The sequence below is a fragment of the Kitasatospora sp. NPDC088548 genome, assembly GCF_044753005.1.
Taxonomy (GTDB): domain Bacteria; phylum Actinomycetota; class Actinomycetes; order Streptomycetales; family Streptomycetaceae; genus Kitasatospora.
Map to the genome: position 1 here is coordinate 231599 of NZ_JBIVMI010000001.1, position 20099 is coordinate 251697.

19 protein-coding genes are annotated in these 20099 nt (G+C 73.3%); 6 read left to right on the forward strand and 13 right to left on the reverse strand.

The window, feature by feature from the left end:
• Window positions 1–18 precede the first annotated feature (18 nt).
• Together pucL and ACIP82_RS01035 are read left to right on the forward strand one after the other, a co-directional pair.
• On the forward strand, window positions 19–933 hold the full coding sequence (gene pucL / locus ACIP82_RS01030; RefSeq protein ID WP_363606427.1) for a factor-independent urate hydroxylase: 915 nt from the start codon (window positions 19–21) through the stop codon (window positions 931–933).
• Between the two features lie 96 nt (window positions 934–1029).
• Window positions 1030–2415 carry an 8-oxoguanine deaminase gene (locus ACIP82_RS01035; RefSeq protein WP_363606426.1) on the forward strand — a complete coding sequence of 462 codons (1386 nt, stop codon included), beginning with the start codon at window positions 1030–1032 and terminating at the stop codon, window positions 2413–2415.
• 467 nt (window positions 2416–2882) lie between these two features.
• Here the strand turns inward: ACIP82_RS01035 and aceB are convergent, their stop codons facing one another.
• Complete coding sequence (gene aceB / locus ACIP82_RS01040) at window positions 2883–4562, reverse strand: malate synthase A (RefSeq protein ID WP_400649516.1); 1680 nt, start codon at window positions 4560–4562, stop codon at window positions 2883–2885.
• A gap of 190 nt (window positions 4563–4752) precedes the next feature.
• Between aceB and ACIP82_RS01045 the strand changes: the two genes are divergently transcribed.
• Both ACIP82_RS01045 and ACIP82_RS01050 read left to right on the forward strand, forming a co-directional pair.
• The gene (locus tag ACIP82_RS01045) at window positions 4753–5550 is read left to right on the forward strand and encodes an IclR family transcriptional regulator (RefSeq protein ID WP_363606422.1); all 798 of its coding nucleotides are present in this window, start codon (window positions 4753–4755) and stop codon (window positions 5548–5550) included.
• A gap of 303 nt (window positions 5551–5853) precedes the next feature.
• Complete coding sequence (locus ACIP82_RS01050; RefSeq protein WP_400649519.1) at window positions 5854–6399, forward strand: hypothetical protein; 546 nt, start codon at window positions 5854–5856, stop codon at window positions 6397–6399.
• Between the two features lie 114 nt (window positions 6400–6513).
• On the opposite strand, the gene ACIP82_RS01055 is transcribed toward ACIP82_RS01050, so the two are convergent.
• Window positions 6514–7827 (reverse strand): lipase, encoded by a 1314-nt coding sequence (locus tag ACIP82_RS01055; RefSeq protein ID WP_363606419.1) that lies wholly within the window; start codon window positions 7825–7827, stop codon window positions 6514–6516.
• A gap of 315 nt (window positions 7828–8142) precedes the next feature.
• Here ACIP82_RS01055 and ACIP82_RS01060 point away from each other — a divergent pair, with 315 nt between their 5' ends.
• Window positions 8143–8472 (forward strand): MoaF-related domain-containing protein, encoded by a 330-nt coding sequence (locus tag ACIP82_RS01060; RefSeq protein ID WP_363606418.1) that lies wholly within the window; start codon window positions 8143–8145, stop codon window positions 8470–8472.
• A gap of 99 nt (window positions 8473–8571) precedes the next feature.
• Here ACIP82_RS01060 and ACIP82_RS01065 read toward each other — a convergent pair whose 3' ends face one another.
• The 6 genes from ACIP82_RS01065 to ACIP82_RS01090 all read right to left on the reverse strand — a co-directional run bounded on the left by ACIP82_RS01065 (window position 8572) and on the right by ACIP82_RS01090 (window position 13885).
• Window positions 8572–9714, reverse strand: a complete 1143-nt coding sequence (locus tag ACIP82_RS01065) for an alpha/beta hydrolase-fold protein (protein ID WP_363606417.1) — start codon at window positions 9712–9714, stop codon at window positions 8572–8574.
• A gap of 300 nt (window positions 9715–10014) precedes the next feature.
• On the reverse strand, window positions 10015–10929 hold the full coding sequence (locus tag ACIP82_RS01070) for a phosphotriesterase (RefSeq protein ID WP_400649522.1): 915 nt from the start codon (window positions 10927–10929) through the stop codon (window positions 10015–10017).
• The gene (locus ACIP82_RS01075) at window positions 10926–11360 is read right to left on the reverse strand and encodes a carboxymuconolactone decarboxylase family protein (RefSeq protein WP_400649525.1); all 435 of its coding nucleotides are present in this window, start codon (window positions 11358–11360) and stop codon (window positions 10926–10928) included. Before ACIP82_RS01075 ends, ACIP82_RS01070 begins: the two co-directional genes overlap by 4 nt.
• Window positions 11361–11377: 17 nt before the next feature.
• Window positions 11378–11983, reverse strand: a complete 606-nt coding sequence (locus tag ACIP82_RS01080) for a DUF4865 family protein (protein ID WP_400649528.1) — start codon at window positions 11981–11983, stop codon at window positions 11378–11380.
• 75 nt (window positions 11984–12058) lie between these two features.
• Window positions 12059–12625 carry a TetR/AcrR family transcriptional regulator gene (locus ACIP82_RS01085; RefSeq protein ID WP_363606411.1) on the reverse strand — a complete coding sequence of 189 codons (567 nt, stop codon included), beginning with the start codon at window positions 12623–12625 and terminating at the stop codon, window positions 12059–12061.
• Between the two features lie 240 nt (window positions 12626–12865).
• A complete protein-coding gene (locus ACIP82_RS01090) occupies window positions 12866–13885 on the reverse strand; it encodes an LLM class flavin-dependent oxidoreductase (RefSeq protein WP_400649531.1) in 1020 nt (339 codons plus the stop codon).
• A 303-nt stretch (window positions 13886–14188) separates the two neighbouring features.
• Here ACIP82_RS01090 and ACIP82_RS01095 point away from each other — a divergent pair, with 303 nt between their 5' ends.
• Window positions 14189–15178, forward strand: a complete 990-nt coding sequence (locus ACIP82_RS01095; protein ID WP_363606408.1) for an aldo/keto reductase — start codon at window positions 14189–14191, stop codon at window positions 15176–15178.
• Window positions 15179–15273: 95 nt separating this feature from the next.
• Here ACIP82_RS01095 and ACIP82_RS01100 read toward each other — a convergent pair whose 3' ends face one another.
• From ACIP82_RS01100 to ACIP82_RS01120, 5 genes are all read right to left on the reverse strand, one after another.
• On the reverse strand, window positions 15274–16350 hold the full coding sequence (locus tag ACIP82_RS01100; RefSeq protein WP_363606406.1) for an LLM class flavin-dependent oxidoreductase: 1077 nt from the start codon (window positions 16348–16350) through the stop codon (window positions 15274–15276).
• 3 nt (window positions 16351–16353) lie between these two features.
• Entirely contained in the window at window positions 16354–17259 is a 906-nt protein-coding gene (locus tag ACIP82_RS01105) for an ABC transporter substrate-binding protein (protein ID WP_363606405.1), read from the reverse strand.
• Window positions 17260–17339: 80 nt separating this feature from the next.
• Entirely contained in the window at window positions 17340–18047 is a 708-nt protein-coding gene (locus ACIP82_RS01110) for an ABC transporter ATP-binding protein (RefSeq protein WP_363606403.1), read from the reverse strand.
• Entirely contained in the window at window positions 18044–18904 is an 861-nt protein-coding gene (locus tag ACIP82_RS01115; RefSeq protein WP_363606401.1) for an ABC transporter permease, read from the reverse strand. Before ACIP82_RS01115 ends, ACIP82_RS01110 begins: the two co-directional genes overlap by 4 nt.
• A gap of 71 nt (window positions 18905–18975) precedes the next feature.
• On the reverse strand, window positions 18976–19998 hold the full coding sequence (locus ACIP82_RS01120; RefSeq protein WP_400649535.1) for an NrtA/SsuA/CpmA family ABC transporter substrate-binding protein: 1023 nt from the start codon (window positions 19996–19998) through the stop codon (window positions 18976–18978).
• Window positions 19999–20099: the final 101 nt, after the last annotated feature.

The window sequence follows — 20099 nt, forward strand, 5'->3', positions numbered from 1 at the left end:
TTGATTGGAAGCCATGCCATGGCCCATGTGCTCGGCCAGAACCAGTACGGCAAGGCGGAGAACCGCATCGTCCGGATCAGCCGCGACTCGACCCGGCACGAGATCAAGGACCTGAACGTCTCGGTCGCCCTCTCCGGCGACTTCGAGGACGTCCACCTCACCGGGTCGAACGCCAACTGCCTCCCCACCGACACCACCAAGAACACCGTCTACGCCTTCGCCAAGGAGCACGGGATCGAGTCGGCCGAGGCCTTCGGCATCGCGCTGGCCCGCCACTTCGTCGACAGCACCGACCCCGTCCACCGTGCCCGGATCCGGATCGAGGAGTACGCCTGGGACCGGATCAGGACGTCCGACGGCTCGGCCCGCTTCACCGGTCCGGAGGAGACCGGCCACTCCTTCGTCCGCAACGGGCAGGAGACCCGCACCACCGAGATCGCCTACGACGGCGAGACCGTCCGGGTCATCTCGGGCCTCAGGGACCTCGTCGTGCTGAACTCCACCGACTCGGAGTTCCGGGGCTACCTCAAGGACGGGTACACCACGCTGCGGGAGGCCTACGACCGCATCCTCGCCACCCAGGTGACGGCCCGTTGGGCGTACGGCTTCACCGGCCGGGGCGACGAGGCCCGGCCCGACTGGAACCGCTGCTACACCCAGGTCCGCCGCCATCTGCTGGAGGCGTTCGCCGGGACCTACTCCTACTCGTTGCAGCAGACCCTGCACGCGATGGGCACCCGGGTCCTCGACAACCGCGCCGAGGTGGACGAGGTCCGCCTGGAACTCCCCAACAAGCACCACTTCCTGGTCGACCTGGAGCCGTTCGGCCTGACGAACGAGAACGAGGTCTACTACGCCGCCGACCGGATGTACGGCCTGATCGAGGGCACCGTGCACCGCGAGGGCGTCACCCCGGTCATCCCGGTCGCCTGACCCGGAGCGCCCCCGTGACCGCCGCCGGGTACGCGGGGGCCGTCGCACCCCCGCTCAGCGTGCTCCCCCGTCGGCCCTCCCCCCAGGAGCCCCACCATGGCAGTCCAGCCCCCGCCCGCCGGCCGGCGGATCGTGATCGAGAACGTCGCCGTCGCGACGGTCGACGCCGACGACACCGAGTACGCCCGCGGCCACGTGGTCGTCCTCGGCAACCGGATCGAGTCGGTCGGCGACGGCCCCGCCCCGCAGTGGCCGGACAACGTGGTGCGCCGGATCGACGGCGAGGGCCACCTCCTCACCCCCGGCCTGGTCAACACCCACCACCACTTCTACCAGTGGATCACCCGCGGCCTGGCCCAGGACGCCATCCTGTTCGACTGGCTGGTGGCGCTCTACCCGACCTGGGCCCGGATCGACGACCGGCTCGTCCACGCCGCCGCCCAGGGCTCGGCCGCCGCCCTGCTCAAGTCCGGCTGCACGACGGCCGCCGACCACCACTACGTCTTCCCCCGGGACGGCGGCGACATCCTCGGCGCCGAGATCGAGGCCGTCCAGGAGCTCGGTCTGCGCTTCACCGCGCTGCGCGGCTCGATGGACCGCGGGAAGAAGGACGGCGGGCTGCCGCCGGACCACGCGGTCGAGTCGACCGAGGCCGTCCTGATCGCCTCCGAGGCCGCCGTGGACCGCTACCACGACGCCTCCTTCGACTCGATGCTGCGGATCGCCATCGCCCCCTGCTCCCCCTTCTCGGTCTCCACCGAGCTGATGCGCGAGACCGCCCTCCTGGCCCGCCGCAAGGGCGTCCGGCTGCACACCCACGGCTCGGAGACGGCCGAGGAGGAACAGTTCTGCAAGGAGCTGTTCGGCATGGGCCCGACCGACTACTTCGAGTCGGTCGGCTGGCTCGGCGAGGACGTCTGGATGGCGCACTGCGTCCACATGGACGACTCCGACCTCGTCAAGTTCGCCGAGACCGGCACCGGCGTGGCGCACTGCCCCTCCTCCAACGCCCGCCTGGCGGCCGGCATCGCCCGCGTCCCCGACATGCTGGCGGCAGGCGTCCCGGTCGGCCTCGGCGTGGACGGCACCGCCTCCAACGAGTCCGGCGAGCTGGGCACCGAGCTGCGCAACGCCCTGCTGATCAACCGGCTGCACGGCTCCCCCACCGCGCTGACCGGCCGGCAGGCGCTGCGCCTCGGCACCATGGGCGGCGCCCGGGTGCTCGGCCGGCAGAACGAGATCGGCTCCATCGAGGCCGGCAAGCTGGCCGACCTCGCCCTGTGGAAGATCGACGGCATCATGCACTCCTCGATCGCCGACCCGGTCGCCGCCCTCACCCTCGGCGCCCTGCCCCCGCTGACCGCCCTCTTCGTCAACGGCAACGCCGTGGTCGAGCGGGGCCGGCTGACCACCGTCGACGAGGACCGGATCGCCCAGGCCTGCGCCCGCGCCGCCAGGGAACTCGCCACCCGCCCCGGCTGACCCTCCCCCTTGGACTCACGACCGCGGCGCCGCCCTGCTGGAGCGGCTGGACGGACCGGGCGGAGCGCTCGTCGTCACCGGCGATCCGACCCGCACGGAGCCGCGTCGCGCCACGCACGCCGCCCGGACCGATCCGGTCTCCCGCCGGAACGCCGAGGACTGGCTGGGCATCGCGGCCGTTCTGCGGCTCACCCCGGCCCTCTTCGACCAGGCGGGCCGCCTCGCACCCGGCGGGACACTCCGGTCGCTGGACGGCCATCCATGTGGCCGCCGCGCTCAGCGTGGCACCGTCGGTGGCCTGGTTCCTCGCCTACGACAAGCGCCTGGTGGAAGCCGCCGAGGCCGTCGGCCTCCGGACGATCACCCCGGCATGACAGCGGACCGCGGACCCGGACCCACGGCAGGGGTCCGGGTCCGCGGCGTGGCGGGGCAGGCGCGCCGGCCGCCGCCACTGGGCGGGCCGGGGCTCAGTCCAGCAGGGGAAGCGCGGGGAGGGTCAGGAAGTCCACGAACTCCTCGGCCAGGGCGACCTGTTCGAAGAGCGCGGCGGCCTCGTCCCAGCGCCCGTCGGCGTAGGCGTCGGCACCCAGCCCGGCCCGGAGCCCGGCCAGCTCCTCGGCCACCAGCCGCCGCACCAGGGCCGCGGTGGCCTTCTCGCCGGTGTCGGCGAGCACGACGCCGTTGTGGATCCACTGCCAGACCTGCGAACGGGAGATCTCGGCGGTGGCGGCGTCCTCCATCAGGTGGAAGATGGCGACGGCGCCGAGGCCACGCAGCCACGCCTCGATGTAGCGCACGCCGACCTGGACGGCGTTGTGCAGCCCGGCGCGGGTGCAGCTGCCGCCGGCGCCCGCGATGTCCAGCAGCTGGGCGGCGGTGACCGGTTCGGCCGGGCCGGGGTTGTCCTTCTGGTGGGGGCGCTCACCGAGGACGGCGTCGAAGGAGGCGCGGGCGACCGGGACGAGGTCGGGGTGGGCGACCCAGGAGCCGTCGAAACCGTGGCCGGCCTCGCGGTCCTTGTCGGCCTTGACCTTCTCCAGCGCGGCGGCGGTGACCTCGGGGTCGCGGCGGCTGGGGATGAACGCGGCCATGCCGCCGATCGCGTGGGCGCCGCGCCGGTGGCAGGTCCGCACCAGCAGGCGGGTGTAGGCGGCCATGAACGGGGAGGCTATGGTGACGGTGTTGCGGTCGGGCAGGATGTAGTGCTCGCCGGCGTCGCGGAAGTTCTTGACGATCGAGAACAGGTAGTCCCAGCGGCCCGCGTTGAGCCCGGCGGCGTGGTCGCGCAGCTCGTAGAGGATCTCGTCCATCTCGAACGCGGCGGTGATGGTCTCGATCAGCACGGTGGCGCGGACGGTGCCGTACGGGATGCCGAGCGCGGCCTGGGCGTGGGTGAAGACGTCGTTCCAGAGCCGGGCCTCGAGGTGGCTCTCGGTCTTCGGCAGGTAGAAGTACGGGCCGGAGTTCGGGTCCTCGGGGCCGCGCGCGATCAGCCGGGCCGCGTTGTGGAAGAAGTAGAGGCCGAAGTCGAGAAGGGCGCCGGCCACCGGGGCACCGTCGACCAGCAGGTGCGTCTCGTCCAGGTGCCAGCCGCGCGGGCGGACCACCACGGTGGCCAGTTCGGCGGCGGGCCGCAGGGCGTACGCCCTGCCCTGCGGGCCGGTGAAGTCGATCCCGCCCTCGAAGGCGTCGATCAGGTTGATCTGGCCGCCGACCACGTTCTCCCAGGTCGGGGAGGTGGCGTCCTCGAAGTCGGCGAGCCAGACCCGGGCGCCGGAGTTGAGGGCGTTGATGACCATCTTGCGGTCGGTCGGGCCGGTGATCTCGACCCGGCGGTCCTGGAGTGCGCGGGGGGCCTCGGCCACCCTCCAGTCGCCGGCCCGGATGTGGGCCGTCCCGGGGAGGAAGTCCAGGGTGCCGGCCTCGGCGATCTCGGCGCGGCGGGCCCTGCGGCGGGCCAGGAGCTCCTGCCGACGGCCCTCGAAGGCGCGGTGGAGTCCGGCGACGAAGGCGACCGCCTCCGGGGTGAGCACCTCCTCCGCCCGGTGGACGCGCGGACCGGCGACGGTGACGGCCGGAGCGGCGGAGAGGGCGTCCGGGGGCACCCCCGGCCCGGGGCTGGGCGAGGGTCCCTGATCTGTGGCCATGGGCAGGACACTCCTAAGACGGTTGAGCCCGACGAAGGGAGCTCCGGCGGGAACTGCCTCGAACCGAACCCGGCTGCCGGAGGGCCCGATTCTGTAAGGTGGAGACTAGTTTCCGCGATACAGAATTTCAACGGTTTGTTGAAGCGATCGCGGAGGCTCTGATCCTCCCCCCACAGTGAAGGGAACGCCGGTGGTCGCCACCCCCGAGACCGCATCGACGACGGGCACGGACCGCGCGAGCGGCGGCGTGCAGTCCGTCGAGCGCGCCTTCCAGCTGCTGGAGGCGCTGGCCGACTCCGGGGGCATCGCGACGCTCAGCGAGCTCTCCACCTCCTCCGGTCTGCCCATGCCGACCATCCACCGCCTGGTTCGTACCCTCGTCCAGCAGGGCTATGTCCGCCAGGACACCACGCGCCGCTACACCCTGGGCCCCCGGCTGATCCGGCTCGGCGAGACGGCCGGCCGGCTGCTCGGCAGCTGGGCCCGCCCCTACCTGGCCGAACTGATGGAGGCCACCGGCGAGACGGCCAACCTGGCCGTGCTGGAGGGCGGTGAGGTGGTCTACGTCGGGCAGGTGCAGTCGCGGCGCTCGATGCGGATGTTCACCGAGGTCGGGCGACGGGCGCAGCCGCACTGCACGGGCGTCGGCAAGGCCCTGCTGGCGCAGCTGCCGGAGGAGGAGGCACGCGCCGTCCTCGGCCCCGACCCGCTGCCCGCGCACACCTCGTACACGCTGACCGACCCGCAGGAGCTGATGGCCCAGCTCGCCGAGGCGCGCGAGCGCGGCTATGTGGTGGACGACCAGGAGCAGGAGATCGGGGTGCGCTGCATCGCGCTCGCGGTGCCGGGCGCGCCGACCCCTGCGGCGATCTCGGTCTCCGGCCCGGAGGCGCGCATCCGGGCGCTGGAGGAGCAGGACGGCAGCTCGTCGCTGGTGCCGGTGATGCACCGGATCGCGACCCGGCTGGGACAGGTCCTCGCGCCCTGACGATCCGCCGGTCCGGCCGCCGGTGAACACCGGAAGTCGGGCCGGCCGACTTCCGGTGCGGGTTTTCCCCCGTTCGAGCGGCCGGGGGCGGGTTGCGGCAGCGGCGGGGAGCCGGTCGGCCAGGCTGTTGCGGACGCGGCCCGCGACGGCGCGGGCACCGGGAACGCAAGGGCAGGGTGAGCGGCGATGTCCCGCAGAGGATCCGTTCGTGGTTCGGTTCAGGGATCGGACGGGGGTTCGGCCCCGGGAACGTCGGCCCCGGGATCGTCGGGCCGGCGGGCCGCGGTGCGCGGCGCTGTCGCGGTGGGTTCCGCGCTGACGGCGGGTTGTGCACTAACGGCGGGTTGTGCGCTGACGGCACTGACGGCCGGGCCCGCCTGGGCCGGTCTGCAATGGCCGGCCACGGCCGCACCGTCGACCGGGCCCGGCGCCACGGCCGCGACGGCCTCCGACTCCGATCTGGAGGTCATCGGGCTGGACCCGGACCCCGCCGCACCCGGTGGCACCACCACGGTGCACGCCGTCGTCGGCAACCGCGGCCCCGACCGCACCGCCTCGCCGTTCACGGTGGTGGTCACCCTGCCGGCGGGCGTGACGCCGGAGGGCCCGTACTTCCCGGAGAACTGCGCCCCGTTCCAGGACGGCCACCGGGTGCACTGCACCTTCCCGGCCGGCCTGCCCGCGCTGCGGAGCGCGACGGCGCTGATCCCGGTCCGGCTGGCGCGCACCGTCCCGGCCCCCGGAACGCTGCTCGGGGGCTGGGTCTCGGTGCGCGGCGACGACGACCGGAACACGTCGAACGACAAGCAGCCGTTCGCGATCCCCGTCGTCGAGACGGAGATCCGCTGACGGAGATCCGCTGACGCGGACCGGCTGACGGCGAGCCGGTGACGGCGGCGGCCCGGGCGTTGTCGCGTCCGGGCCGCCGGCGCAGGCGGCCGGTCAACAGGGCTCCGGGGCCGGTCAGTCGAGCCAGGCGTCCACCTGGCTCAGCGACTCCGGCGCCCAGGCCAGTTCCAGGTGGTTGAGCCCGGCGAGCAGCCGGGTGCCGCCGACCGTACCGATCCCGGTGGTGTCCAGCGCGCTCGCGGTGAAGACGATGCCGTCGCTGGGCCCCCGGTTCTCGTTGAGGACGCCCGGGATGTCGGCCGAGCCGCCCGCGAGCAGGTAGCCGCGGACGGCGGCCGGGACCCCGGCCCGCTGGAGCGGTCCGATCAGCGAACCGGCGTCGATGGCCGCCTGGATGCCCTGGCCCGAGGTGTAGAAGCCCTGGCCGCCGTAGTACGTCGTCCACCAGTCCTGGGCGGTGCCGTCCACCCCGTAGGTGCCGTCCCAGCGGGCGAGCAGCTGCCGCTGCCCCGGGTAGCAGTCGTGGCCGCCGCTGGGCAGCACGCCGAGGCAGGGCTGCGAGGTGTACGTGCCGTAGCAGGTCATGAAGAGGTGCGGGGACGGCGCGTTGGCGCTGCCGCCGCAGGCCGGCCAGGTCGCGAGCGAGAAGGCCCAGCCGTGGGCGTACACGTAGTCGAGGCCGCCGTTCGGACCGCCGAGCGTGACCAGGCGGCGGACGTCCCCCGCGTATGCCCGGCCCCAGGAGGGGCGCACCGAGGAGACGTACGCGCGGGCCGCGACCTCGCCCTTGCTCCACGCGACCACGTCCACCTGGGGGACGCCGAGCCGGGCCCGGATCAGCGCGACGGCGTCGCCGACGGCCTGCGCCTGCATCAGGTTGTCGCCGTTCTTGTGGGCGAAGTTGATCGCGAAGACGCGGTGGCCGGTCGAGGCGAGGTACTGGGCCAGGCCGGTGGACGGACAGCCGGACGCACCGCAGCTGCCGCTCTCGCCGGGGTTGGCCCAGGCGCGGTCGGCGTTGTCGTTGGCACCGTGGACGAGCAGGACGGGGGTCTGGCGGCTGCCGGTGTCCCAGCCGGCCGCCGAGTAGAGCAGGAAGCGGCCGGAGAACGGTTGGCGGACGCCGCCGAAGTACGTGAGACGGGCGCCGTCCTGGTCGCCGCGGCCGTCGGCCGGGTACTGCTCGGCGTGGAAGCCGGCGGTGGTGTCCAGATAGCGCTCGACCTTGGCCCAGCCGTTGCCGGGTGAGGGGTAGGTCGCCTCCAGGGTGAGCGGCGCGGCGGCCGAGGCCCGGGGCGGCGCGCCCAGCAGGAGGGCGGCCAGGGTGAGCAGGACGGCGGCGAGGGCGGCGGCCGGGCGTCTGGAGTCCCTGCCGTCGCGGACGGGGCTCATGCCGCTTGCGGCGTGCGGATCTCTGGCGGGGTTCATGGGCGGCTCCCTGGTCGGGCCCACGTCCCGGTGGGCCGGAGCCTGCACGGTACGGTCGGCCCGCCGGAGCGCCCATGTGCCGGTCGCACACCCGGCGGGCGGCCGTCGTGGCGCTTCGCGCCGTGGCGTCCCCGGGCTTCGGCGCCCCGGGGCCATGGCGATCCCCGTGCCGTGGTGATCCGCGCCGTGGGGACCGGTGCCGTGGGACCGGTGCCGTGGCGGGTGTCCCCGAGTACGCCGGGAAAGGTCGCCGGGTCGGATAAGTTGGAGGTCCATCCGTACCGCTCCGCACAAGAGACGAGGACACGCCCAACCATGACCGCGCCCCTGCCCGCCTTCGCCGGCCGTACCTATCTCTTCCAGGTCGACAACGGTGCGGCCTTCCGCAACGCCTACTCGGCCGACGGCAAGCGGCTGCGCTGGGAGGGCCTCGGCGAGTCGGCGGGCCAGTGGGAGGACGTGACACTGCACGTCGCCGAGGTCGGGCCGGAGCTGTACTTCGTCAGCTGGACCGAGCAGAGCGGCATCACCGTCAGCCATGTGATGGACCTCGCCAGGCTGACGGTGCGCGCCTTCTGGACGTACGAGGGCGAGGGTGGCCGGGTCGGCGAGCTGCACACCGGGACGCTGGAGCCGGTGGCCTGAGCAGGCCTTGAGCCGAAGCCCCGGCCCCGGCCCCGACGCCCCGCCGGAACCGGCCGGGGCTGTCAGGGACCGTCAGGGGCCGGCAGGGCGGCCGGGGGCTCAGACCGGCTGGCCGGGCACCCGGAGGTGCTGGGAGAGCCACTCCAGCGAGGACGGCAGCAGCTTGCCCCAGGTCTCGAAGTTGTGGCCGCCGGTCTGCAGCATGCTGTACGACACCTTCATCGGGCTGTGCACGGCGGCCACGAACTGCTCGGTGTCGCGCCGGTATTCACCGTCGCCCTCCTTGGTGCCGGCCAGCAGCACGGACGCCTTGGGCTGGGGCAGGTTCTTCAGTCGCCAGATCAGGTCCGCCTCGTTGCGGCGCTGCTCGCTGCCCTTGAAGAGGTCACCGGTGGTCGGGTCGTCGGCCGCCTGGTAGTAACCGGAGAGCGAGACGGCGGTCGGGAAGACCTCCGGGTGGCGCATGGCCAGCTTGAGCGCGCAGTAGCCACCGGTCGAGTTGCCCATGAAGCCCCACGCCTGCGGGTCGGCGGAGACCCGGAACGACGCCTGGATCGCGGACGGGACGTCCTTGGTGAAGTACGTCTCGGACTGTGCGCCACCGGGGATGTCCTCGCACTCGGTGTCCTGCGGCAGCGCGGGCGAGGGGCGCATCAGCACCATCACGGTCGGCTGCATCTTCCCCTCCTGGAGCAGCTTCAGCGCCGCGCCCGGGTAGTTGAGGCGGGTCACCAGGTTCTTGGCGATGCCGGGGAAGCCGGTGCTGACGATCACCGCCGGGAACTGCTTCTGCGCGTACTCCGGCTGGAAGTACTGCGGCGGCAGGTAGACGTACCCCTCGGTGGAGAGCCGGGTGGTGGCCCCGTCGATCCGGACCTCGCGGATCTCCCCGGACTTTCCGGGGTCGCGGCCGAGCGCCCCGCCGCCCTGGACCTCCGCGTGCCCGATGGTCTCCACCCGCAGCCGGCCGGAGGCGTCCACCTTGTTCTGGATGACGACCGGGCCGTTGTCGCCGGTGCCGAGCAGGTCGTCCCAGCTGCTGTAGAAGGCGAAGTAGTTGTTCGCCACCAGGCCCAGCGCGGCGAGCACGGTGAGCTGGGTGGCGAGCAGCGTGCCGATCCGGCCGAGCACCGCCTGCCAGCTCCGCTTCGCCAGTCTCGGCCACAGCCAGACGGTGCCCGCCATCATCACGACGGCGATCAATACGGTCAGCGCCAGCACCTTGTGGCTCGTCAGACCCATGTCCTACTTGCTCCCACGCCTCGAACTCCCCGTCCCCGCCCCTAGGGCCTGTCCGACGGACAACCCCTAGGACATCCAGGACGGCCGCCCCGGTTCCCCCGCTCGTCGCGGAAGCCCCCGCCGAGGCGCGATCAACCACCCTAGCGGTCCGGGAGGCTGCCGCGGACCCGCCGACCAGCGGGTATGCGGGGTGACGGAGGCGACAGGAGCGGGACGGGGGCGCGGGTCGCCGAGGGCGCGCCGGTGGTCGCGGGCGCGGACCCGGCCCGCCGGATCACGAGGAACGAACGGGCCGGTCCGTCAGGGCGCGGCCCACTCGGCGGCGAAGGCGCGGGCGGGGTTGGCGGTGAGGAGCTGATGCGGGAGGGCGGGGCCGAACTCGCGGGCGAGGCGGGGTGCGAGCGCGGTCAGGAGGTGGGTCGGGCCGGGGCTGTGGCGGGCGCCACGGGTGGTGGTGTCGCCGCCGAGGAGCAGCTGGGCGGCGTGGCCGGCCTCGGCGAGGGCGGCGATGGTGTCGAACAGGTGGTGGTCGGTGGCGTGGTGGGCGCGGGAGGGGCCGTCCAGCGCGAGGTAGGCGCCGGAGGCGGCGAGGTGCCGGTGCAGCCGGAGGTCGGGGAGCCGGTTGAGGTGGCCGAGGACGATCCGCCGGGGCGGGACGCCGTACCGACCGCAGAGCAGGTCCAGGACGTCGGGCGCGGCGGTGCCGAGTTCGTGGTGGACCGCGATCGGCGCGCCGGTGGCGTGGTGCGCCTCGGCGGCGGCCGCCATCACCCGGCGGGTGTGCTCGCCGAGGCCGTGGTAGTCGCCGGCCACCTTGATCAGTCCGGCCCTGGTGCCGGCCGGCGCCCCGCGCAGGCCGGTGGTCAGCTCGGCGGTGAACAGCCCGGCCAGTCCGTCGTACAGGTCGGCGAGCCCGTCCGGGTCGTAGTGGACGGCCTGGTGCAGACCGGTGGCCGCGACGAGGTGGACGCCGGCGCCGCGCGACAGCCCGGCGAGCGCGGCGCCGCCCCGGCCCATGCCGTGCGGGGTCCACTGGACGAGCGCCCGGCCGCCGGCCGCCGCGAAGGCGCGCAGCACCTCGGCGGCGGCCCCCTGGTCGTCCAGTTCCTCGCCGGGCAGCCGGGGGCTGCGGAGGAAGAGGTGGTCGTGGGAGTCGCAGACGCCGAGTTCGGCCGGATCGAGGTCGCCGAGCACCGTCCGGACGGTGGCGGTCACGCGGCATCCGGGTCGGTGGTGTCCTCGGCCGCGGCGGCGTACCCGGCGAAGGCCGCGGTCGCGGCCCGCAGGCCCGCGAGCGCCTTGGGGACGCCGACGTAGGGCGCGAGGTGGACCAGCACCTCGGTGATCTCCTCCCGGGTGAGGCCGATCCGCAGGCTGTTGCGGACGTGGTCGGCGAGCTGCGGCTCGACGCCACCGAGGGCGGTGAGCGCGGCCAGGTTGGCGACCTGGCGGTCGCGCGGGGAGAGGCCGGGCCGCTGGTAGGTGCCGCCGAACAGGCTGGTGACGATCCAGTCGGGGAAGCCGGGTGCCACCTCGTCCAGGCCGCGCAGGGTGTCGGCCTGGGTCTGCGGTCCGGCGAGGTCGTTGAGCAGCGCGTAGCCGGCGGCGCGGTCGAGCGGGGCGGGGGTGAGGTCGGCGGGTTCCATCGGGTCGGGCGGTCCTTTCACCAGTGGCGGCCGGCGGGCAGCCGGTCGAGTTCGGGGCGGCAGAGGTGCAGTACGCGGTAGTGGACGCCGGGCTCGTCCTCGGGTGCGTCGCCGTGCCAGAGCGCGATCCGCAGCAGCTCCCAGCGGGCCGGGTCGACGGCGACGGCGGCCGTGTGCAGGCCGGGGTGGTCGGGCAGCCCGGCAAGGGCCCGCTCGACCGCCTCGGCCGGGTCCGCGCCCTCCGGGAGCCGTTCGATACGGCGGGTGGCGGCGGCCGGGCTCCCTGTCGCGGTGCCCCGGCGCAGTCCGGCTCCGAGCCAGTGCCGGACGGCCGGGCGGCCGAAGTCGGCGCTCACGCCCCGGAAGCCCGGGCCCCAGAGGAAGCTGTTCATCCCCTCGGGGGTGCGCCAGAGGTAGAACGGCGCGTACTGGTTGACCGGTGAGCCTCCTCCGGTCTCCGGCCGGGAGGCGGCCCCGTGTCGGCCGCGCTCGCGCACCAGGTACGCCTTGAGGCCGAGGCCGGGGTAGTCGTCGAGCAGGTGGCCCTTGTCGGCGACCCGCTTCCGGATGATCCCCATGTCGTAGTCGGCGGGGAGGGTGATCTCGTACTGCATGGCGTGCACGGGCGGTACCTCCGGAACGGCCGGGCGGGACGGGGCGGGGCAGGGCGGCGGGCGGTGCGGCGCGGGGACCGGGCCTCAGCGGGAGCGGTGGGCGGCGAGCAGGCCGAGGGCGCCCCGGACGGCCTGCTCGAACGGTTCGGCGGAGCCGGCCGCGCGGGCGAGGACGTAGCCGCCCTGCACGACGGCGACCACCGCGGCGGCGGTGTCGGCCGGGTCGGCACCGGGGATCAGCTCGCCGGCGGTCTGCCCCTCGGCCACCAGTTCGGCCAGCCGGCCGCGCAGCCAGTCGAAGGTCTCCTCGACGGGCGCGCGCAGCCGCGGGTCGGCGATCACCTCCGGGTCCTGGGCCATCCGGCCGATCCGGCAGCCGCGCAGCACGTCGCGTTCGCGGTGCAGATAGGCCGCGATGCGGTCGTAGGCGGTGCCGGGCCCGGCCAGGTCGGCCTCGGCGACGGCGCGCAGCTGCTCGGCGCTGCGGCGCAGGGCGGCGGCGGCCAGATCGGGTTTGCCGTCGAAGTGGTGGTACATGCTGCCCTGGCCGACGCCCGCGCGCTGCTGGATGGCCTTGGGGCTGGTGCCGACGTAGCCGCGCTCCCAGAGGAGTTCCTGGGTGCTCTCGATGAGACGGTCCTGGGTTGCCATACCGATCACTGTACATACCAGTAGGTACAGAACGCCAGGGGTGCACCGGGAACGGCCCGGCCGGGCACGACCCGACACACCCCGACAGATCCCGACAGATCCCGACAGACCTGCCGAGGGCCGTGGGCCGCCCCCCGGCGGTCCACGGCCCTCCCTGTGATCGTCGTCCCCCGGAACGGCGGGCGGCATTCCCCCGGGCCCCGCGGTCCGGGTGAGGTGTACGTCACCCCCGAGGGGCCGTCAGGGCAGCTCCCGCCGGATCACCGGGGCGACCTCGCTCGCGAACAGCTCCAGCTGCTCGTGCTGGACGTCCTCGGTGAGCGAGTCCACGCCGATCCCGACGACCTCGTTGCCGAAGGCCTCGTGGTAGCGGTGGATCTTCTCGATCACCTGCTGCGGGCTGCCGACCAGCGCCGAGCCGCGCTCCAGCGCGTCCTCCAGCGACTCGAACGGCGAGTTGTTGTGCTTGCCGGCCGCCGAGTTGAACAGCGCGTCCCAGTACGGGCGGAAGCCCTCGACGGCGTCCTGCGAGCGCCTGGCGATGAACAGGCCGCCGAAACTGGTGCCGACCCGGGCGCCCTTCGGGTCACGGCCGTAGTGCTCCCAGCGCTCGCGGTAGTGGTCCACCAGGGCCTTGTACTTGGCCAGCGGGTGGAAGGAGTTGGCGGAGAACAGCGGGTCCCCGTAGCGGGCCGCCAGGTCGGTGGACTGGGTGCTGGTGGCACTGCCGTGCCAGACCGGGATCGGGTCCTGGAACGGGCGCGGCGAGATGGTCGCGTCCTTGAGCGGCGGCCGGGTGCCGCCCTCCCAGGTCACCTTCTCCTCGCGCCAGAGCCGGCGCAGCAGAGCGTAGTTCTCGGCCAGCGCGTCCCACTGCCGTTCCTCGGGCAGGCCGAACAGGTCGAAGTGGCGCGGGTCGTTGCCCTTGCCGATGATCAGTTCGAGTCGGCCGCCGGAGAGTTGGTCGAGCAGGGCGTAGTCCTCGGCGACCCGGACCGGGTCCAGGATGCTCAGCACCGTCACGGTGGTGAACAGCCGGATCGTCGAGGTGCGGGCGGCGATGGCGCTGAGCAGCACGGGCGGCGCCGGGGAGAGGAACGGCTCGCCGTGCCGCTCCCCCACCCCGTAGCCGTCGTAGCCGAGTTCCTCGGCGGTGACGGCCTGGTCGATGACGTTGTGCAGCTTCTCGTTCGGGGTGCGCCGCACACCGGTGACGGGGTCGGGGCCGTTGGCGACGAGGGACGAGACGGTGAACCGCATGGCGGTCTCCTTGTGGGGCACTCGGTGGGAGTTCGGCGAGGACGGCGCGGCGGCCCGGGCTGAGCACTCCGGACACGGCCGCGCTCACCCGGGGGCGGCACCGGGGAGGGATCGCGCGGAATCGGCTCGGTGGCGGCGTCAGCGCGAGGTGCTGCGGGGACGACAACAGCGCAGGGGTGCGGCGTACACGGACATACCGACTCTCCCTCGCCTCGCACACACACGATCCACCGCGAGCATATGCACCGCTCAGGAACGGGGCAAGAGCTTGATCGGAGGGCCGGGGCTGGCAGGATGTCCGGCATGACCTACCTCGCGGCGGATGACCGCTATGCCTCGATGACCTACCGCCGGGCCGGCCGCAGCGGCGTACAGCTGCCCGCCGTCTCACTGGGCCTGTGGCACAACTTCGGTGACGCCCAGCCGCTGGAGGTGCAGCGGGCGGTGCTGCGCCGCGCCTTCGACCGCGGCATCACCCACTTCGACCTGGCGAACAACTACGGCCCGCCGTACGGCAGCGCCGAACGCAACTTCGGCTACCTGTTCGCGCAGGACTTCCGTCCGTACCGGGACGAGCTGTTCATCGCCACCAAGGCCGGCTGGGACATGTGGCCCGGCCCGTACGGGGACGGCGGCAGCCGCAAGTACCTGCTGGCCAGCCTGGACCAGTCGCTGGGCCGGATGGGCCTGGACTACGTCGACATCTTCTACTCGCACCGCTACGACCCGGACACTCCGCTGGAGGAGACGATGGGCGCGCTGGACTCGGCGGTGCGCGCGGGCAAGGCGCTGTACGCGGGCATCTCCAACTACCCGGCGGAGCAGCACCGGAAGGCGGTGGAGATCCTGCGGGAGCTGGGCACGCCGGTGCTGATGAACCAGTCGGCGTACTCGATTCTCAACCGCTCCGTGGAGGAGGGCGTGCTGGACGCGGTCGGCGAGACCGGGACCAGCCTGATCTCCTACTCCCCGCTCGCCCAGGGGCTGCTGACAGACCGTTACCTCTCGGGCGAGGTGCCGGCCGGATCGCGGATGTCGGTCGGGCACTTCCTGAACAAGGAGGCGCTGACCGGCCCGAAGCTGGAGCAGCTGCGGGCGCTGAACAAGGTGGCCGAGCGGCGCGGGCAGACGCTCGCGCAGCTGGCGCTCTCCTGGGTGCTGCGCGACGAGCGGGTGGTGTCGGTGATCATCGGCGCCAGCTCCGTCGCCCAGCTGGACCAGAACATCGACGCGCTGAACGGCGGTCCGCTGACGGCCGAGGAGCTGGCGGAGATCGACCGGCTGAGCCGCTGAGGACGGCGCGCGGCGCGGCCCCGGCGCCCCCGGGTGGGGCGTTCGGGCCGCGCCGCGTGACCTGGCCGGCGCCGTTCACCCTGCTGACCGGTGCGCTACCGGCGGGTGACGCCCAGCGCCGGTAGCACCGTCTCGGCCACCCGGTGGGCCTCTTCGAGCAGCGGGTTGCCGGAGAGTATGAAGGTGTCCACGCCCAGCGACTCGAACTCCTGGAGGCGTTCGATCACCTGGGCCGTCGAGCCGACCACCGCCGTACCGGGACCGGGGCGGAACAGGCTCATCCCCGGCCAGAGGTTCGGGTAGCTCTCCAGCTCCCGGGCGCGGGCCGGGACCTTGCCGCCGTGCTGGCGGAACTGGCGCTGCCAGCCGACCCCGTCCTCCCCCTTGGCACCGCCGAGCTGGCGCGCGTAGGTGGCCTCGCTGGTGACGTCGAGCAGCCGGTCCGCGGCGGCCCAGGCCTCGTCCTCGGTGTCGCGGACGATCAGGTGCAGCCGCAGCCCGATCCGCAGGGTGCGCCCGTACGCGGCGGCGCGTTCGCGGACCAGGTCCAGCTTCTCCTTGAGCAGGTGCGGCGGCTCGCCCCAGGTGAGGTAGACGTCCACGTGCTCGGCGGCCATCTCGATGCCGGCCGCCGAACTGCCGCCGAACCAGAGCGGGATGCCGCCCGGCTGGACCGGGGTGAGCTCGCGCAGGCTCGCGCCGGCGTTCTTCAGGTTGTAGAACTCGCCCTTGTGGTCGAAGACTTCGCCCGAGGTGAGGCGCTTGACGATCGACCAGTACTCGGCGCTGAGCCGGTAGCGGTCGTCGTGCTCGACGTCCAGGCCGTACTCGCGCAGCTGCGCGGTGGAGCCGTTGACCACGTTGAACCGCAGCCGGCTGCCGTGCAGATGGTCGAAGCTGAGCGCCATCTTGGCCAGCAGGGTGGGCGAGACCAGCCCGGGGTGGATCGCCAGCAACGGCTTGAACGCCGGGGTGGTGGCGGCGGCCAGCGCGTTGCCGAGGTCCCACACGTCGTAGAGGTCGGTGGCGAGCAGGGCGCCCGTGTAGCCCAACCGCTCCACACTGCCCGCGAGTTGCTGGAGGTAGCGGAGGTCCGTCGGGCGGCGCCCGGCCGGCTCCCACGGGTAGTGGCCCTCGCGCGGGATGATGTACCAGAGGAATTCGGAGGCCACGACTCAGACCGCCTTGGCCAGTGCGGCGGCCACCGGGGCCTCCAGCGCGGGCAGATGGGCGTCGGCGACGGTCAGCGCGCGGCCGATGAAGCCGACCCCGTGGAAGATGTCCGCGGCCTCCTGCTGCTCGGCCACGAAGGCGGTCGTGGCGGGCTCCAGCCGCCACGGCAGGACGGCCAGCGCACTCTGCCAGTCCTCGGCGGTGCCACCGAGGTCGTCGGCGGCGATCGCGGCGGCCTCGGCCAGGTTGGCGGCCACCCAGGCGTCGGCCCGGCGCAGCGCGGCGCCGATCGCGGCCACCACCTCGGGGCGGTCGGTGGCGAAGTCCCGGCGGGTGAAGAAGACCGAGCGGTCGGTGATGAAGTCCCCGGTGCGGATCAGCTCGCGGAACTCCCCGGTCCGGCGGGCGGCGGCCAGTTCGGCGCCCTGGGCGATCCAGCCGGCGATCTCGCCGTCACGCAGCCGCTGCGCCGGGTCCTCCCCGGCGGCCGGGCGGACCGGGGTGATGTCGTCGGCGTAGGAGAGGCCCTCGGCGTGCAGCGCCTTGGCGAGCAGGTGGGTCTGCCAGGAACCGATGCCGAGGACGACGGTGCCGCCCCTGAGGTCGGCGACGGCCCGCACCGGACCGTCGGCACGCACCAGCAGCGCGCCGTGGTCGGGGCGGGGCGCGGAGACCGCCGCGTACACCAGGTCGTACCCGGCGGCCTGGGCGGTGACCGGCGGAGTGGAGCCGGTGCCGCCGAAGTCGATGGTGCCGTCGGCGAGCAGTTCGCCGGTGCGGGTGCCGTCCGCGTAGCGGTGGAACACACCGGTCTCGCCGAGCGGGGCCAGTTCCTCGTTCAGGTAGTCCAGGCGGGAGAGGTAGTAGAGCGAGGGGTTGCTGGCGTGGACGCCGAGGGTGATGGCCATGGGGATCAACTCCATTGGTGCTGAGCGGGGTTGCTGGGCGGGATTGCCGGAAGGGTCAGGGTGGTTCGGGGCGGGTCGGATCAGTGGACGCCGAGGTCCGCGAGCAGTTGTCGGCGCAGTTCGGCGAAGGCCGGGTCGGCCGGGTCGCGGGGGCGGTCGACGGTGACCCGCTCATCGCGGACGAGGTTGCCGTCGCGCAGGACGGCGACCCGGTCGGCCAGCCGGACGGCCTCCTCCACATCGTGGGTGACCAGCAGGACGGCTGGGCGGTGGCGGCGGACCAGGTCGCCGACGAGGTCCTGCATCCGCAGCCGGGTGAGCGCGTCCAGGGCGGCGAACGGCTCGTCCAGCAAGAGCAGTTGGGGCTCGCGGACGAGCGCCCGGGCCAGCGCCGCCCGCTGTGCCTCGCCACCGGAGAGGGTGGCGGGCCAGGCGTCGGCGTGCTTCTCCAGGCCGACCTCGGCCAGCGCGGTGAGGCCGGTCTCCCGGGTGGCCGCGCCACGTGGCAGGCCGACGGTGACATTGGCGAGCACCCGCTTGGAGGGCACGAGCCTGGGCTCCTGGAAGACCACGGTGCGCACCGGCGGAACGAGGACGGTGCCGCCGTCGGCCTTGTCCAGGGCTCCCAGGATCCGCAGCAGGGTGGTCTTGCCGGTACCGCTGGCACCGAGCAGCGCGACGAACTCCCCGCGCGCGATGGACAGATCGACGCCGTCGAGGACGGCCCGGGTACCGAACACCCGGCGCAGACCGCGGATGTGCACGGCGGGGGACGCGACGGTGGTCATCGGCCTGCTCCTTGGGTGGCCTTGCGCCAGGGCATCAGGAACCGTTCCAGCACACGGACGATGCCGTCGGCGGTGAGGCCGAGGAGTCCGTAGATCAGGATGCAGACGGCGAGGATGTCGGTGCGGGAGTAGTTCTGCGCCTGGGCCATCAGATAGCCGATGCCCTCGGTGGAGTTGATCTCCTCGGCGGCGATCAGCGCGATCACACTGAGCGTCATGGACAGCCGCAGGCCGGAGAGCAGCGAGGGCAGCGCGCCGGGCAGCACGACCGTACGGACGATCGCCCAGCGGCCGAGGCCGAAGCTGCGCATCGCCTCGATCAGCTTGCGGTCGGTGTTGCGGACGCCGCCGGAGGTGGAGACGTACATCGGGAAGCTGGTGGCGACACCGATCAGGGCGATCTTCGCCGTCTCGGTGATGCCGAACCAGACCATGAAGAGCGGCACCAGGGCGAGGAAGGGCACGGTCCGCAGGACCTGGACGGCGGAGTCCAACAGTTCGTCGCCGAGCCGGAAGAACCCGGTGACCACGCCCAGCACCAGACCGGTGGCGGCTCCGAAGACCAGGCCGAGGCCGGCCCGGGTGAGCGAGACCGCGAGGGCGTCGGTGAGCTGGCCGTTGCCCCAGAGCTCGCCGACCGCCTCGGCGACCTGGGCGGGCGAGGCGAGCACGTCCTGGGTGAGCACGCCGGTGGCGGAGGCCAGGGCCCAGCCGCCGAGCAGGGCGAGCGGGCCGATGGTACGCAGGATCACGGCGAGGGCGCGCGGGCGGGGCGCGGGCAGCCTGGTCCGGGGGACGACCAGGCCGGCTTCGAGGGCGGCCGCGGTGTCGGCGGGGGTGTGGCCACCGGCGGCCACCGGTGCCGCCTCTGCCGGTGTCGTTGCGGCCGGTGTTGCCGCTGGTGTTGCCGCTGTCGAGGGGGCAGGGCTCACTTGGCACCGTCCGCGATCTTGCTGATGTCGATCAGGTACGGCTTGACGTCGACCGGCTGCTTGGTGACCTTCTGGTCGGCGAAGAACTGGGCGACGGTGCCGAAGCGGGCGATGTCGGCGTCGGCGATCACGTCGGCGGTTGCGCCCTGCTTGCCGATGTTGACCGCGATGTCCTTCTCGGCCGGGGTGACGGCGGTCGGTCCGGAGTCGGTGAAGACGTTGAGGTAGGCGGCCGGGTCGGCCTTCTCCTTGAGGCCGTTCTCGTGCAGGTAGGTGTAGAAGGCCTTGACCACGTCGGGGTGCTTCTCGGCGAAGCCGTTGCGCACCGCCCAGACCGCGTAGTTGTCGGAGCCCACCTCCTTGCCGTTGACCAGGAAGTGCGCGCCGGAGTTGGCGATCGACGGGGTGGAGAAGGTGTTCCAGGTGGCCCAGGCGTCCACCTGGCCGGAGTTGAAGACGCCCGAGGTCTGGTCGGCGCGCAGGTAGACGCGCTCGACCTTGTCGGCCGGGATGTTGTTCTTCTCCAGCGCCTTGAGCAGCAGGTACTCGCTGGTGCCGCCCTGGGAGACGGCGACCTTCCGGCCGACCAGGTCCTGGACGGACTTGATGGGCGAGTCGTTCTTCACCAGGATCCCCTCGCCGACGCCGTCGGGGGCGGTCTGGGCGAACAGCTTGAAGCCGGGCTTCTGGGCGAGCGCGGCGACGGCCGAGGTGATCGAGCCCAGCGCGACGTCCAGCTGGTCGGCGGAGAGCGCCTGGGCGGCGGGGGCGAACGGGCCGGCGCTGCCGGTCCAGGAGACCTTGGCGTGGACGGCGGCCAGGGCCCGGTCCAGCGAGCCGTCCTTCTTGCCGAGGGCGAGGAAGCCGTTGTTGCCCGGGTCGGGCAGTCGCAGGACCACCTCGGCCTTGCCCCCGCCGTCGGCGGAGGCCTTGACCCCGTCGGCGGACGAGCCGCAGGCGGCCAGGGCGGTGGTGGCGAGCAGCGCGGTGGCAGCGAGGGCGAGGCGGGGGGTCTTCACGGGTCAACTCCTGATGGATCGGCAGCTGGTCGGGGGCTGCTGATGACGGGCGGTGGCGGAGGGGTGGGCGGGCGGCGAGCGGGCGGGCGGGCGGGCGACAG